9 protein-coding genes are annotated in these 15,776 nt (G+C 73.1%); all 9 read right to left on the bottom strand.

Annotation, left to right across the window (positions count from 1 at the left end):
- Positions 1–15: 15 nt before the first annotated feature.
- From ACZ7CD_RS21570 to ACZ7CD_RS21610, 9 genes are read right to left on the bottom strand one after another with little or no spacing between them, the layout of a single operon-like run.
- Positions 16–3,141 (bottom strand): hypothetical protein, encoded by a 3,126-nt coding sequence (locus ACZ7CD_RS21570; RefSeq protein WP_470379561.1) that lies wholly within the window; start codon positions 3,139–3,141, stop codon positions 16–18.
- Positions 3,138–4,100: a hypothetical protein gene (locus ACZ7CD_RS21575; RefSeq protein WP_470370957.1), complete on the bottom strand. Its 963-nt coding sequence runs from the start codon at positions 4,098–4,100 to the stop codon at positions 3,138–3,140. Before ACZ7CD_RS21575 ends, ACZ7CD_RS21570 begins: the two co-directional genes overlap by 4 nt.
- A complete protein-coding gene (locus tag ACZ7CD_RS21580; RefSeq protein WP_360392008.1) occupies positions 4,097–5,008 on the bottom strand; it encodes a MoxR family ATPase in 912 nt (303 codons plus the stop codon). The genes ACZ7CD_RS21575 and ACZ7CD_RS21580 overlap by 4 nt, the downstream gene beginning before the upstream one ends.
- A complete protein-coding gene (locus tag ACZ7CD_RS21585) occupies positions 5,005–6,231 on the bottom strand; it encodes a toll/interleukin-1 receptor domain-containing protein (RefSeq protein WP_470379562.1) in 1,227 nt (408 codons plus the stop codon). The genes ACZ7CD_RS21580 and ACZ7CD_RS21585 overlap by 4 nt, the downstream gene beginning before the upstream one ends.
- Entirely contained in the window at positions 6,228–8,336 is a 2,109-nt protein-coding gene (locus tag ACZ7CD_RS21590) for a DUF4231 domain-containing protein (protein WP_470379563.1), read from the bottom strand. Before ACZ7CD_RS21590 ends, ACZ7CD_RS21585 begins: the two co-directional genes overlap by 4 nt.
- Positions 8,333–9,406: a TRAFAC clade GTPase domain-containing protein gene (locus ACZ7CD_RS21595; protein ID WP_470370959.1), complete on the bottom strand. Its 1,074-nt coding sequence runs from the start codon at positions 9,404–9,406 to the stop codon at positions 8,333–8,335. Before ACZ7CD_RS21595 ends, ACZ7CD_RS21590 begins: the two co-directional genes overlap by 4 nt.
- On the bottom strand, positions 9,403–10,407 hold the full coding sequence (locus ACZ7CD_RS21600; protein WP_470370960.1) for a phosphotransferase family protein: 1,005 nt from the start codon (positions 10,405–10,407) through the stop codon (positions 9,403–9,405). The genes ACZ7CD_RS21595 and ACZ7CD_RS21600 overlap by 4 nt, the downstream gene beginning before the upstream one ends.
- The gene (locus ACZ7CD_RS21605; RefSeq protein ID WP_470379564.1) at positions 10,404–12,605 is read right to left on the bottom strand and encodes a hypothetical protein; all 2,202 of its coding nucleotides are present in this window, start codon (positions 12,603–12,605) and stop codon (positions 10,404–10,406) included. The genes ACZ7CD_RS21600 and ACZ7CD_RS21605 overlap by 4 nt, the downstream gene beginning before the upstream one ends.
- On the bottom strand, positions 12,602–15,757 hold the full coding sequence (locus tag ACZ7CD_RS21610; protein WP_458431067.1) for a tubulin-like doman-containing protein: 3,156 nt from the start codon (positions 15,755–15,757) through the stop codon (positions 12,602–12,604). Before ACZ7CD_RS21610 ends, ACZ7CD_RS21605 begins: the two co-directional genes overlap by 4 nt.
- Positions 15,758–15,776 lie beyond the last annotated feature (19 nt).

Genomic DNA, 15,776 nt, shown 5'->3' on the forward strand with positions numbered 1-15,776 from the left:
GCTCCAGGGTAGCGATCACACCGACCCGCCCTCCCACTGGTCACGCAGCGCAACCGCCGCGGCCAGCTCGTCCTCTGCCCGCTTGTGCCGCTGGTAGAGGCCTATCGCCTCCTCCAGCGCGGACAGGTCGCCGGTGGTGCGGGACCGGTCGACGAGCACGCCGGCGAGCGCCAGGTCGAACCGTTCGGGTGATGCCTGCGCCGCCTGCCGGTACAACGACACCGCCTCGTCCAGGTCGCTCGCCGACCCGGTCCACCGCCACCGCCCAGCCAGTGCCGCGGCGTAGCGGTGGAGGTGGGCCCACTTGTTGGCGGCGTGGAGCCGGGCGGCCAGTGCCACCGCCTCCTCCACCGCGGACAGCGCGAGCTCCGGCTCCCCGGCCTCGCCCGCGCGTTCGGCGAGGTTGACCAGCACCTCGCAGAGCTCCGGCTCGTACTCGGCGCGCCGCACCTCGGCCAGGTCGCGCAGGATGGTCACGGCCTCCCGCACGTCGCGCAGGGCGTGCCCGGTGTTGCCGCTGCGCGCGCGTTGCCTGCCCAGGTTCGCGAGCGCGGAGGCGAGGGTGGAGCCTGGCTCGTCCCGGCGCTTGACCTGGAGCGTCCGCAGCCGCGACTCGGCCTCCTCGGCGACCGCCAGCGCCTGCTCGGACTGGTTCAGCTCGCCCAGCAGCCCGCTCTGCAGGACCAGCGACTCGCACAGGCCGGTGGTGTGCACGCGGGGTTCCCGCACCACGAGCCTGCGGTACCCGTCGGCGGCCTTCGCCGCTGTCGTGAGGGCCGCCTCCAGCAGACCGGCACGAGCCTGGCTGCGCGCCAGCCGCAGGTCCAGCGGCGCGTCGCGCTCCGGACTCGGCGCACCCTCCGACCGCAGGTGGTCGACCAGCGCCAGCTCCAGCCGCACCACGGCCGGGTCGAGGTGCACCTCGCGCTCGTCCGGTGGTGGCAGAGCGCCGTGGATGCGCTCCAGCAGCTCGGTGTCGGCGTTCGCCAGCGCCGTCATGATCGCCGCAGCGCCCGCGCGGACCAGCAGCTCCGGCCGGGAGTGGACGATCGGGTTGAGGAAGCCGGTGGCGAGCCGGCGGAACCGCGCCGACGCGTGGGCGAGCGCGGCCATCGAGTGCGGTTCGACGCCGGGGTCTTCCGGGAACGTGGCCGTCGCGATCGCATCGAGCAGCCGCACCGCCCAGTCCGGGTCGACGCCGAGATCGGCGTCCTTGTCCACCAGGACGCCCGCGAGCAGGTCGTCGGCGAGCTGGCACGGGCCGAGCGGGTCGAGCGCCTCCTGGTCGAGCGGGTAGAGCCGCTCGTACGCGGCGAGCAGCGGCCGCCAGTCGTGCTCGGCGTCGATCAGCTCGAAGTGCAGGCACAGGTCGCGGGCCGCGCCCACGTGCAACGGCCGCAGCAGGGTCGCGAGGAACACCAGCGCGGCCAGCTGCCCGTCGTGCTCGGGTGCCCGCCGGGTGCGGAAGACGTGCTCGTGCCGCAGCACCAGCTTCGCCGCGCCCGCGTAGCCCCTCCTGGTCTGCCTGGTCAGCGCGTCCAGCGCCGCCGCCACCGCGACGAGCTCGACGTCGTCCTGCGACGTCCACGGACCGCGCGGGTCGCGGGCCGGGTCGAGGTCCGCCGACATCGCGTCCGCCATCACGTCGATCGCCCGCCGGTACAGCTCAGTGCGTTCCCGCGGCGGGTCGGCGTCGAGCCGCTGTGCCGCCCAGTGCACGTCGGCGGCCGGGAACGCCCGTGCGACCGCGTTCCACCACGACCCGGCGTCGAGCGACAGCAGCAGCACCCTGGTCCGCGCCGACCCGTCCAGCAGCGCCGCGAGCATGCCCCGCAGGTGCTGCGGGTGCCACGAGTCCGCGCGGTCCACCACGAGCAGGACGCCCTTCGGCCCCGGCTGCGGCTTGTCCGACCGCAGCCACTGCGCCGCCGCCGGGTCCTGCCGCCCGCGGAACACGTGCCAGCCCTCTCGTTCGCCCGCCGCCGCGATCTGGGTGGCCAGCCGGATCCGCTGCTCCTCGGTCCAGCCGTGCAGCAACCTGACCGCGCAGACCTCCTCCTGCGCCAACCAGCCGTGCAGCTTCGACAACGCGCCGGGGTCGGCCGGGATGGTGTCGAGCACCCTCGTCAGCAACGCCACCGGCTGGCCCGCCCGCGCCCGTTCGCCGGTCTCGAACCGCACCGGCTGCAGCCAGAACCGCGCCGGCTCGCCCTGGGCGCCCTCGACCTGCACGAGCACGGGCGAGGCCTGCACCCGGTCGCCGACGGCCTCGGGGATGTCGAAGACCCGGCCGTCCAGCGTGCGCAGCCGGACCGGGCCCGGTCTCACCGGCCGGAACGGCGGTGACTGCCCGATGAGGTGCCAGTCGCCCTCGCTGTTGCCGTACTCGACCAGCTCCACGAGGGGCGGCACGTGGTGCGGCAGCCGGATGGTGACCCCGCCGTCCACGCCCTCGCCCAGCACGAGCGCGCCGTCGTCCCAGCGCACCCCGACGCACCGGCGCATGGTCGAGTCGTCCTGCCCGTGCGCCACCGGGATGAGGATCTCCTCGATCACCCGTGCGTCGACGTGCTCCGGCTCCGCGGTGATGTCCTCGGACCGCGTCCTGCGCGCGTTCAGCACGGCGTGCCAGCCGTCGGTGCTGCGCAACACCTCCCGCGGCAGCCGGTGCACCGCGTCAGCCACCCAGCCGGCCACGCCGTCGCGGCCCTGCACCACCATCGCCTTCGACGCGCGTCGCAGCAGCGCGCACGCGACGGTGAACCCCTCCTCGCCGCCGGTGCACGCGTGCCAGGTGACGTCCTCCTCCAGCGCCAGCGCGGGGGAGAGGTTGCGGTGGCTGCGCAACATGATGGCGCGCAACGTCTCCAGCGCCGCCTCGTCGTAGCGGGCGAGGCGGTCGCGCAGGAGGTCGAGCAGGTCCGAGCGCAACGCCACGACCTGCGGCTGGCGTGCCCCGACCCAGTCGCTGAACCAGAAGTCGGACTCGGCACCCACGTCGAGGTGGGGCAGCACGCCGAGGCGGACCGCCCTGACCAGCTCGGCCTCGATCCGGGTGGCGGTGCTCAGCGCGACGGCGAGCTGCACGTCCGGGGCGACGCTCGGGCGGTCCAGCTCCTCGCGGAGGCGCTCGCGGATCACGACGTCCGCCCCAGCGCCGCCCGCACCGCCCCGACGGTGGTGACCCGGTCCCAGCTCACGACCGGCATCAGCGAGGTCAGCCACCCCGGCCACCGGTCGCGCGGGAACGGCACGAGCGCGACCACCCGGCAGCGCCGGCGCCGCAGCCAGCGCACGTAGGGCTCCCAGACCTCCTGCTCGGCCCGCCCGCGGCGGATGCCGAAGCCCGCGAGCACCAGCACCGCGCGGTCGGGAGCGGGGTGGCGGTGGCCGCGCTGCATCCGGCGCGGTGAGCCGGACAGCACGCTGACCTCGGTGAGGGAGGCGCCGATGACGCTGTTGACCACGCCGACCAGCGCCTGCTGGTCGCGCCAGAACAACGACATGCCCTCCGAGCGGTCCATCAGCACGTGGGCGCCGAAGCGCAAGGTCGGGTGGGCGAGGCGGGGCAGCTCGCTCACCGCCCGCGCCGACGCCAGCTGCTCGACCAGGGCGGGCACGTCGACCTCGGTGTCCGGCATCCGGCGGGAGAACAGGGCCTGCACCACCGCGGAGGTCGAGGCGCGGCGCAGCAGCGGTTCGTGCGGTGGCCGGCGCAGCAGCTGCTCCGGGCTCAGCACGGGCAGGTCCGGCACCGGCAGCCACGGGCGGTCCGGCTCGCCCTCGTCGTCCCACGAGACCTTCAGGCCCACCATGGGGTCCTGCTCCGTCCGGTACGACGGCGGCTGCTCGAAGTCGCCGAACCGCCTGCCGGTCTCCTCCGCCTCCGGCATCCGCGTTCGCACGTGCTCCTCCGGCGGCGGCAGGGGCTGCGGTTCCGGTGGCGGCGGGGCAGCGTCCTCGGCGACCGGCGGTGTGCCGTGCTCGATCCCCAGCAGGCGCTCGATCTGCCGCACCAGCGCGGGATCGGGCTCCCGGCCCGGCGGCGTCTCGGCGGCGACCGCCCTGACGAGATCGCCCAGCCAGGCCGCCGCCGTCACGGCGACCACCCCGGCGCGGCACCGGTGCCCGCGTCCTTCTCGAAGATCATCTTCAGGATGGGGTCCAGGTCGAGGTGCGTCGTCGACTCGATGCCCTCGCCCAGGCAGGCCCGGATGGCGTCGATGAACTCGGCGGTGCTCGGCTGCCTGCGCTGGTCGGCGCGCGCCTGCTTGCGGGCGTCCTGGAGCTTCCGGATGAGGTGGTCCAGCGGGTACCTGCGGTCCCTGCCCACGTGGCTCTCGGCGATCTTGCGCAACGTCGGCTCGTCGTGCGGTTCCAGCTCGTGGACGACGCACCGCCGCACGAACGCCGGGGGCAGCTCGCGTTCCTGGTTCGACGTGATGACGATCAGGCACCGCGGGTCCGCCACCTCCCGCACCTCCCTGGCCTCGCTGAGGTCGGTCACCGTGAACAACCGGTCGGCCAACGGCACCAGCAGGCTGTTCGGCACGTCCGGGTCGGCCTTGTCGATCTCGTCGATGAGCACGACCGCGCCCGGCCGCCTGCGCTCGCCGGTGTTCCAGGACGGGTGCGGTTCCTTGGCCCGCTTGAACGTCAGGGCGCTCGCCCGGTCGAACGCCCACCACAGCACGCCCGGCGTGACGTAGTCGTCGTCCCGCCAGTCCCGCACCTTGAGCTGCGCGTCGCCGAGCCGGCGGACGCTGTCGAACGACCACAGCAGGTCCCTGGCCGAGGTGCGCGCGGTGACCACGTGCTCGTAGTAGCGCAGGTCGTCCCGGTAGGCGATGTTCTTGGCCAGGCTGGACTTGCCCGACCCCGGCGCGCCGAAGAGCAGCAGCGGCCTGCTCGTCGCGGTCGCCACCCGCACCGCGAGGTCCAGCCCCGGCGGCCGGACGTACCTCTTGCCGTCCGTCTCGACCTGCGTCGTGTCCGTTCCGGTGCTCATCGGCCCGCCTTCTCGATCCTCAGGACCTCGCGGATCTTGTCCATGGCCTTGTTCGCTTCGAGCTCTTCGCGGTGTTCGATCACGACGGTGCCGTAAGGACCGAGGTGCTGGTCGAACTTCTCACCGACGGGGTCGGTGCCCGGATCGACGACGAGCACCACCACCACGTCGGGCCACAGGTCCCGCACCGCTCGCGCGGTGTCCAACCTGGACCGGAGGTTGCGACCGGTCTCCAGCACGATGTAGTTCTTCACGTCCTCCTCCCACTGGTACTGGTCGCCCAGGTGCAGCGGGATCTCGCTCGGGTCGCCGACCGGAACGTCCCCGCACGGCCGGACCTCGACGTTCTCCTCGTCCCAGCAGGTGGCCCGCCGGACCAGGTGCACGCCGGTGTCGACGCACACGCCGGGCCGCTGCGCCTTCGGGACCGGGTTGCCGGTGCTCAGCACGCACACCTGCGACGGCGTGTGGGGCGGGATGCGGCGGGCGAGCGACGACTCGATCCAGCTCGGTTCGATCAGCTCGGCCAGCATCGCCCTCGACTCCGGGCGCAGCCGCTTCACCAGGTCGTGCTTGAGGAAGACGAACAACGCCTTGACGACCTTGTGCAGCCGCGACTCGAGGATGCGGTAGGCGAGCCTCTCCCGCGGCAGCAGCGGCGGGAGGTCTCGCACGGGGTCGAACCTGCGCAACGCGTTCGCGAGCATCCGTTCGTCCTCGGGCAGGTAGTAGGCGATGCGCTGCACCCAGGACATCTCCTCCGGGGTGAGCGCGGCCATCACCTCCGTGCCCAGCAACGTCCCCAGCTCGTCGAGCACGACCTGGCCGTCGTCGCGGACCACGATGTTGTGCCGGTCCCGCACCAGTTCGGTGAACTCCTCGCACCCGGCCTCCTCGACGTCGGCGCGGGTGAGGCCGATCAGGACCGGGATGACCCGGAAGTCCCGGCCGCGGTCGATCATCTGCCGCGTCTCGCGCCTGACCCACTTGCTGCGCAAGGCGTTCTCGTCGAGCAGCACGACGCCGACGTTGCTCTCGTTGACCACCTCCCGGATCCGCTCCTGCCACCGGTCGCCGAGGTGGAGGAACTCCCGGTCGGCGCGCACCCGCCAGGCCGGCAGCGCGTCCCACTCCAGCAGCTCCTCCAGCAGCCGCGCCGCGACCCCCTCGGGAGCGGGCGAGGTGCTGTGGCTGATGAAGACGTCCCACCGCAGGTCGGTCATCGCTGGTCCTTTCCGGCCGCGGACGGGGTGAGCTGCGCCACCCAGTCGTCGTTCTGCTGGGCCAGCACCCGCTCGCACTCCGCGACGAACAGGTCCTGCGCCGCCTCGTCCGGCTGGTCGGCCAGCGCGGTGAGCAGGCGGTGCAGGTCGGCCGCGGTGCGCCGGTACCGCACGACGAGGTGCTCGTAGCCGGTGAGCGTGATGTGCGCGGTGATGGCACCCGCGATCGTGGTGAACACACCGATCCACAGCACGACGTGCCCGCCGACGACCGCGCCGACCGCCGCCAGCACCGTGGCGGCGACGCCGAAGCCGAACTCGGCGAGCCGGGCCCGCTTCAGGGAGGTCTCGTACCGGTCCGCCTTCGAGACGTGGTGGGCGATCTGGTCCTGCACCCGCAACCGGGTGTAGGTCGTGATGCCGGTGATTCCGGGCGACTTGGCAGCGGTCGCCGCGGTGGCGATCGGCAGGAGCTCGTCGACGTGCCGCCTCAGCCGCTGGTCCGCGTCAGCGCGCCGGTACGGGTCCGCGCCCGCGAGGTAGCGGCACACCTCGGACTTCAGCGACTCGGAACGCCGGCGCGCGTACGTCCACTGCTTGCGCTCCTCGGGTTCCAGCTGCTTGCGCATCCAGGTGCCGATCGCCACGACCGCGGCGGTGGCACCCGCGACGAGCGCCGCTGCCCAGCGCGGCCCGGTGGTGAGCTGGGCGGCACCGACCGCACCGACCGCACCGGACAGCAGGCAGCCCAGCACGATCAGCCGGAGCGCGACCACGTACCTCTTGTGCTGCCCGGCTTTGCGCGACCACGCCTCCTGCTCGGACCACGCCCGCTCGACGAGCCTCGCGTCCACCGGCGGTCTGGCCGGCGGCGGTCCCACCGGTTCCGGCGGCAGGTGGTGGATGCCCTGCTCGGCCCGCCAGCGCCGGGCGAGAGCCCGGTCGAACCCGGTGACACCGCGGGACTCCAGGTAGTCGACGATGAACGCGACGAGCGTGCGCGGCACCGCCACGTCCTCGACCCAGGCGAGCACCTGGTGGTCCACCGCCGAGGCGTCGAGCGCGTCGAGCAGCCTGGTCAGCCGTTCCAGCCGCCGGTGCAACGGGTCGTCGCTGTGCAGGATCCCGGCCAGGGCGTCGCCGTCCACCACCGCGACCGCGGGTCTGCGCGGTCCGGTCCTCGGCAGGCCGGTCACCTCGGCCGGCGCGGTGGGCCCGGCCGGTTGGAGCGGCCGGACCGGTGCGGTGGGCCCGGCCGGCTGGAGCGGCCGGGCCGGTGCGGGCGCCTCGTGCCGGTCGGCCACCTCCACCACCTCCACCACCTCGGTCACCGGCTCGTCCGGCACCGCCGCGACCGCCGTGGTGGCCGCCGGCACCTGCTGGCCGTTGAGCATCGCCCGCGCCTGCTTCGTGGTGTGGTCGCCGGACCGCACGTCGTCGTTGACGTCGATGCGCACCCGTCCCTCCTGCGGTTCGACCAGCGCGGTCGGCCGCTCGGCGAGGAACACGACCCTGGGCAGGTTCGGCTTGTCCTCGTCGCTCTTCTCGTAGGTCGAGAACGTCCACTCCTGCTCGGGCCACAGCGACCGCAGCCGCCAGACCACCGGCAGCCGCAGCTCCTCCGGCACGCCGATCACGCTGAAGGAGCTGTCCGGCCTGGCCAGCACCGCGGTCGCGATCGGCACCAGCACGGGATCGTCCAGCTCGAACGGCCGGGGGCCAGGGAAGTCGGCCGGGTCCGGCTTCGGCAGCTGGAGGCTGACCGGCCTGTGGTCCAGCCAGCGGTCCCACCCGACCAGGCGCGGCAGCAGGTCGTTGATCGCGGCGCGGTCCCCGATCACCGCGTGCGCCACGTTGCGCCCCACGTCACCGGGCTGACCGGAACGGCGGACCAGCGCCGCGGTGCCGTCCGCGAACGCGACGTGCGTGAACGACGCGCGCGGCGGTGGTTTGCCGCCCGGCTCGCTCAGCAACCGCGCGTAGAGCATCAGCTTGCCGTCCCAGTCCTGCCAGCTGTCGTTGTCCCGCACCGGGAACGACGCGGAGTACAGGCTCATGCCCTTGCGCTCGTCCGGTGCGAAGACGAGTTGGTCGAGGTCGCTCACCTGCCCACCTCCGCCGCTTGCGGGTGCGCGACCAGCCCCGCCATCGCGAGCAGCGCGAGCAGCGGCCGCAGCACCCTGGCCGGCCGGACGCCGCGGGGGAACGTGTTGTTGTCGTCGGCTTCGGCGCCGGTCGCCGACACGACGTGCAACGTGCTGCGGTGGAACCGCTCGAACACGTCGAGCATCGGCCTGGCCTCGTGCCGGTCCAGGAACGCGTAGACGTCCCTGCTCTCGGCGCGGAACTGGGCCGCGTCCAGCGGTTCGCGCAGGTCGTCGCGGCGGATCCAGTGATCGATCGGAGCCTCGTAGCGCAGCTCGTCCGCCTTGGTAAGCACCACGGCGACGGGCAGGTCGCGCGCGTCCTCGCGCCGCCCGATCCGTTCCAGCGCACCGGAGAACGCCGGGTTCGTGCTGACCCGGCCCGCGCCGTGCAACGCCGGCACCGCGCCGGCCGGGTGGTCGACGAACATCAACGCCGTGGCGCCCAGCACGAACTGGCCGCCCAGCCCCTGCGGCCCGGACGTGACGAAGTCCTCACCGGCCACGTCGAAGAACACCAGCGGCCTGGTCGGTCCATTGTTGCTGCGCAGCAACAGGTACGTGGTGACGTCCTCGTTGAGGAACTCGGTGGCCTCCAGCTTGTTGCCGAGCATCAGCTGGTCGATCTCGCGCTGGAACGCCGAGTGCCGCAGCTCGTCGGCCGGTTCGAAGACGAGGCCGTGGTGGCGCAGGTCGCCGCGCAACGCCTCGTGGATCATGCTGGCCAGCAGGTGCGTCTTGCCCGACCGGCTGCGCCCGACCAGCCCGATGACCACCGGCGTGCCGTGGTCGCGGTAGGAGACGGGCAGGTAGTGCTCCTTGTTCTCCTTGCTGGTGTTGGGGCACCGCACGTAGCAGCGCGCCCGGCGGTCCTGCTTCTTCACGGGGTTGTTGATGTGCGAGAGGTCCGCGCGCACCCAGCGCGCGCCACTGCTGTCGACGACCCGCCGGTACAGCTCGTCGTCGCACCAGGAGAACAGCTCCAGGCAGATCGGGCACTGCACGCGGGTGGACTCGGGAGGCGTCGTCATCGGGTGACCACCAGCGCCACGACCACCGCGACCGCGAGGAACACCAGCAGCGCCAACGGGAGCAGCGGGACCGGCTTGCGCTCCGGGCGGGGCGCGAACCGCCTGACCGGTGGTGGCGGCGGTGGCTGTTGCTGCCGGGGACCCGTCACCTTGACCGGCCGCAGGGTGTCGAACCGGTCGTAGCCCGCCCGCATCAGCGCCGTCGTGTCCGTGGGCGGGAGGAGCGGGTCGCGGTCGTTGAGCCGCTCCAGCACCTCCAGCGCCGTCGGCCGGTCGGCGGGGCGTGCCGCGAACACCCCGCGCAGCAGGGTGGCCAGCTGCTCCGGCTGCGCGGTGAGGTCGGGCACCGCACCCAGCTCGACCCGTTTGCCGGTGACGAGCTCGTACACCATCCGGCCGGCCGCGCGGACGTCGTCGCCGGTGTGCGCGACGGAACCGTTGCGCGACAGGCCGGAACGGGTCGGCTCGCCGGGGTTCACCGCGTGCTCCAGGTTCACCAGCTGGGCGGTGGCGCCGTCCCAGCACAGCGACGCGAGCCCGACCGAACCGTGCACCAGGTCGACCGCGGCGAGGTGGGCCAACGCCCGGAACACGCCGACCATGAACCGGCGCCGCTCGTCGATCAGCAGCGTGCGCGGGCTGCCGTCGAGGCACTTGCCGACGTGCGGTTCCAGCAGGACGAACGGGGTGCTCGAGTCGAAGTCGTACCCGACGATCCTCGGCAGCTCCGGCACCGGTCTGGGGTAGCGCGCGTGCAACCGGACCAGCGCCCTGATCTCGTTGTCCAGCAGCATTTCCGCGATCGACGCGTCCAGCGGGTTGCCGGTGAGCGGGAGCGAGCGGCGCAGCAACGTGGTGCCGTCGTGGGTCTTCACCCGGTGGGTCACCAGGGCCGAGTCGCCCGCGGGTTCCGGTTCCAGCACCCGCACCAGCCACGAGGCGGGGCGGCCTGCCGGGTCGCGGCCGGTCAGCGTGTCGAAGTTGGTGCCGGCGAAGGTCATCGCGGCTCTCCCTGCTCGTGCGGAGGTTCGGCGTGCTCGGTCACCGCGTGCACCCTGGACTCGACGTACCTGGCGAGGATCGGGGTCAGCCGCAGCGCCCCGACCGCGTCGCCCCTGGTGCGGACCACCTCGCCGGTGTCGGCGGGCGGCAGGTCCATGTCCGCGGAGGCGAAGTGCAGCACCACCGCGCCGTCGGCCTGCAGCAGCCGGATGTCCTCGGCCGCGCAGAGCTGGGTCATCCGGCTGCGTTCGGTGAGCAGGAGAACGCGCCTGCTGGCGTCGGAGCTGCGCCACAGCGTCGCGGCGAGCCGGCGGCGCGGTCCCTCGTCGGTCACGAACGGCGGCAGCTCGCGCAGCCCGGCGTGGTCGAGGTGGTCGTTGTAGCCGGACATCAGGTCCTGCGCCCGCAGGAAGGCGCGGTGCGAGTCGCCGGACAGCGGCATCTGCGAGGCGATCTCCTCGAACGACGGCCGCAGCACCTCCAGCGCGATGGCGACCAGGTCGTGGTGCAGCACGTCGGCCAGCCCCGCCGAGCTGTCCCCACTCAGGACCTGGCCGCCCTCCTCGCGCCGGTCGCGGATCACGTCGGAGAACACCCCGGACACCGCGTCCAGCCCGCCCGCGACCACCAGCAGGGCGTCCGCGAGCCGGCGGTTGCGGTCGGCGGGCAGCCACCGGTCCTCGATCGTCCTCGTCACCTGCTCGGTCAGCTGCCGGGTGAGCGCGGCCGCCCTGCGCACCGGCACCGCGGCCGTCCACGCGTCCACCGCCCGGTTCCAGCCCAGCACCACGGCGACGACCGCCGAGACGGCGAGCCCCGCCGCGACAGCGGCACCGGCGGCGGCGCCGGGGGACGGCACCGCGCGGAGGAACACCCCGGCGGTACCGCTGACCGCGGCGACGAGCGCGGTGACGGCGAGCTGCGGTCCCGCCGCGGGCGAGCCGGGCGCGCGGGCGAACAGCAGCGCCACCAGGAACAGCCACAGCACCGCGAGCCCCGCGGCGGGCCACCAGCTCATCCCCGGCAGCCAGGAGGCCAGCAGGCACGTCACGAACACCACCGGGAGCAGGTGCGCCATCGGCGTGGGCCACGGCCTGAACGGCGGCGGTGCGGTGAGCCCGCGCATCCACGTCGCGGCGTCGGCGTCCACGACCTCGCCGGTGACCGCGAGACTGCGCGTGGCGCCGAGCTGGTTGCCCAGCCCGCGGGCCTGGTCGGCGAGACCGGGCAACGTCCTGCCACCGGCGAGCTCGGTGGTGACCGCCTTGCGCAGCGAGTCCGCGAGCTCGACCGAGTTCACCGGCGCCGGTGACGGCAGGCCCTGCGCCACCAGCTCCGTCGGCGGCGGGTAGCCCTCGGCGAGGCTGGAGTCCACGTCCTCCAGCACCCGGCGCGTCAGCCCGTGGTACCTGGCCACCGCCTCGCCGGCGTCGGCGAGGCGGCTGAGCACCACCCGGTGGGTCCTGCCGGTGCCGAGCAGCCCGCCGAGGCCGCGCAACGCGTCCACCGCCCGCGACGCCGCGGCCACCCGGTCCCGAGCCGCCGTCATCGCCTCGTGCAGCGGTGATCCCGGCAGCACCGGCACGGTCTCGCCATCGGTCGCGCCGCGCACCACGTACGCGAGCTCCGCGGACTCGCGGTCGTGCAGCCGCGCCGCCACCCCGGTCGCGACGAGCTGCCGCAACGCCCGCAGCTTCAACGCCCGCGTCAGTCCGGGCTCGACCGCCGCGTAGTCCACCGCGACACCGGGGTTCGCGCTCTGGTGCGGCATCCTGCGCACCTCCTGCAGCACGCGGTCGAACACCCCGGGGAACCGCAGCGCGGCGAGCAGGTCGTCCACGGTGGACTCACCGCGGCCGGCGCCGGGAGGCTGCGACCCGCCCTCCCACGGCACCCCCGGAGCGTCGTTCACCCACAGCGTCACGCCGACCCCGGTGAGCGCGGACGGCATGCGCAGCACCGGGCCGTCGCCGTGGTCGAGGGGACCGACCGCGACCAGCACGACACCGGTGACCTGCGGCAGCCGGGCCAGGCGCTCGTACCACTCCGGGTGCGTGCCCAGCGCGTCGGTGGTGTCGACGACGAGGACGCGGCTGGACGGGCCGAGCTCACCGGCGTTGCGGCGGCGCAGGTTGGTCGCGTAGGACCGGCCCTCCGGCGTGCGGAGGTCGAGCGTCATCACGGGATCGGGGTTCACGGGCGCAGCCACTCCGGGTCGCGGGCGACCCACTCGCGCAGGTCCTGCAGGTTGTCCTGCAACGGGTTGTTGACGCCGCGGAACGGCAGCCGCAGGGCGCTGGAGAGGGTGTCCTCCCAGAACTCGCGCAGAGCGTGCAGCCGGCGGATGCCGCTCTCCCCGGACCGCTGCCGCAGCTCCTCGTCGACCATGTCGAGCTCGCCGGCCGCCATGCCGACGATGCGGTCGTAGAGGTTCGAGGGTTTCGACGGCCTGCTGTCCACCCCGTTCGGGGTCGAGGCGATCAGCTTGGCGCAGAAGTCGCGGCGGATCTGCTCGTCGTCGGTCAGCACCCACGCCTCGTAGGCCGACAGCACGCTGGCCCAGCTGGACATGCGGCCGAACGGTTCGAGCGGCAGCTTCATCGTGGCCTGCGCGCCCTCGCCGAGCCGCACCAGGATCGCGGTGGGGGAGTCCTCGTCGCCCTCGACGGCGATCTGGTCGTTCCAGGCCGCGCACAGCAGGTGGTGCAGGATGCGTTCGCGGTGCTCGGGGATCGTGGCCAGGTAGCCGAAGTCGAAGCCGAGGCGTTGGCGCCAGCGCAGGAAGTCCTGCTGCTCCTCGTTCTTCAGGGCGTCGGACCAGTGCTTGAGGACCTCGCGGACCTCGGGCACCTCGGTGAGGCCCATGGAGCTGCGGAACAGCACGACGGTGATCGACTCGGCGGCGATCGGGCGGAACTCGACCACGGCGCCGGTGCGCGGGAGCGTGACCTCCTGCTGCAGGTACTTCTCCAGCTCGAAGTCCTTGGTGCCGGCGGGGTAGCTGAACAGGATGCGCATGCGGCCGGTGCCGCTGGGCGCGAACCCGCCGGGCACCAGACCGGCGAGCTTCTCCCTGAACTGCGCCAGCTCGTCGTCGCCGACCGCCACGCCGGGCTTGCCCGCCGCCGCGGCCAGGAGGTCCTGCAGCGCGGGCAGCAGGGCGCGGTGCTGGCCGTCGCGGTAGGAGAACAGGCGCTTCACCGCCTGCTTCACGCGGTCCTTGACGTGCGCCACCGCCAGGGTCGGCCCCCGGCCGTCGAGCACCATGTCGTAGGCGTGCTTCCAGCCCTCCTCCCCGAGGATCTCGGTGACGAGGTCGCCGGGGGTCGCCGTCGGGTGCAGCTTCCCGCCCTGGTGCACGTAGAAGTCGACGAACCGGCGCACGACGGCCTGGTAGAAGGGCTCCAGGTCACCCTGGCGCGGCAGCAGGTACGTGACGCCCACGCGCTGCTGGTAGAGCTCGCGGGCACGGGCGGTGAAGCGGCGCTCGCTCTGCCGTGCGTGGTCCTCGAAGGCGTTGACCAGCGACAGGACCTGCTGCTGCACGGCCTTGAGCTTGAGGTCCCAGCGCACGGCCTGGTCGTTCCACGCGGCGTGCCAGACCCGGCGGGCCCGCCACGCGTACCACTCGTCCTGCCGGGCGAGTGCGGCGCGCACCGGCGGGTCGGAGAACTGCAGCTTGCGCAGGAACCTGCCCTTGATGTCAGCGGAGGCGGGCGGGTTCAGCGTCATTCCCGGCGGTGCCAGCGGTTCGCCGCGCCGCAGCTCCAGGATTCGTGCGAAGCCGAGTGCGCTGGCCTCGTCCGAGAGGCCGTCGTGGCCGTTCAGCACCCGGCGCAACCGGAACAGGTCGATCTCGCCCAGCAACGACTTCACCGCGCGGCCTGCGTCGAAGGTCTGCACCAGGTCCGGGATCTGCCGGGACAGCTGCTGGTCGAGCGTGCGCAGGCCGGACTCCATCGTCCTCGCGCGGGTGGCCAGCGCGCGGGTGATCGCCTCGGCGCCGGACACCGCGGAGACCTCGTTGATCGGCACGGGTGCCCGCAGCCGCAACGGGTCCAGGTTGGACTCGGTGAAGAACCGCTCGATGAAGGACGAGTTGTTCTCCGCCTGGCCGGAGCCCGGCTCGTCGAGCTCGTTCACGGCCGCGGCGAGCAGCCGGGCGCTGATGATGTCCGCGATGTCGTCGACCGGCACGGTCATCGACGCCACCGAGCTCGTCGACACACCCCGGTTGCCGATGCCGGTCGGTGCGGGCACCTCCCGCTCGACGGCGCTGTTGATGAAGCTGTCCGCGAACGACATGTACGTCTGCGCGATGGCCTGGCGGCCGCCGTCGCCGTCGGTGCCGAGGTCGGTGCCGATCAGGGACAGCACCAGCGACACGATGGAGCGGTGCAGGTCGTCGCGCTGCACCCCGGCGCCCTTGCCGAACAGGAACGCGGTCTGCACGGTCGAGGCCCGCAGCCGGATCTCCTCGCGGTCCGGGTACCGCACCGACAGCGTGCCGCTGATGCCGGAGCTGTCCAGCTCGGTGCCGGCGACCTGGGCGTTCTGGTCGTCGACGAGCCGGAAGAGGTCGAGCAGCGAGCGGCCCGCGTTCAACCGCGCGGCCCGTCCGCCGCCGAGGCCCTCGTCGAACGCGGACGGCATGAGCACCAGCGGGAAGATGCGGGCGCGGTAGTCCTGGTGCGCGAAGACGTCGCCGATGAGGTGCAGGAAGTCGAAGAAGATGCCGCTGCCGGTGCCGCCCGCGACCGAGAACGCCACGAAGACGTCGCACGACAACGACCTCTTGCCACCACCGAGCAGGGCGAGCTCACCGAGCGAGTTGTTGATCGCACCGACCGCCTTGCGCAACGGTGCCTGCGCCGCCGACGTGCCACCGCGGAACGTCTCGAACAACGCCGCCCTGCCCACTGTCGGCAGCTGCCCCGCGCCCCGCGCCAGCGGGCCGATCCGCGGCTCGCCCAGCGGGGGCGGCAGCCAGGTGTCGACGAGCTTCGGGGCGGCCAGGCGCAGGCTGCGCGCGACCTCGGGGTAGGTGTCGTGGTGCGGCACGAGCTCCCGGACGAGGTGCATCGTGCGTTCCGCCGCCGGCAGGTACTCGGGATCGGGCACCACCCGGCGTTCCAGTGCCCCGAACTCGTCCTCCGACAGGTCGGCGTAGACGAACTGCAGGCACGACGGCAGCTGGTAGGGCAGGAAGTTCTTGCCCTGCATGCGGTGCTGCAGCTCCGTGCCGTCCGGGCCGCAGAGCTCCTCGCGGAGCCTGCGCTCGAGCTCGGCCCCGACGCGACAGCCGGTGCCACCCAGTCCGACGTACATCATGGGCTGGTAGATCTGCATCGTGGTCCTTCCGCTGCCC

The sequence above is a fragment of the Lentzea sp. NPDC036949 genome, from assembly GCF_055608075.1.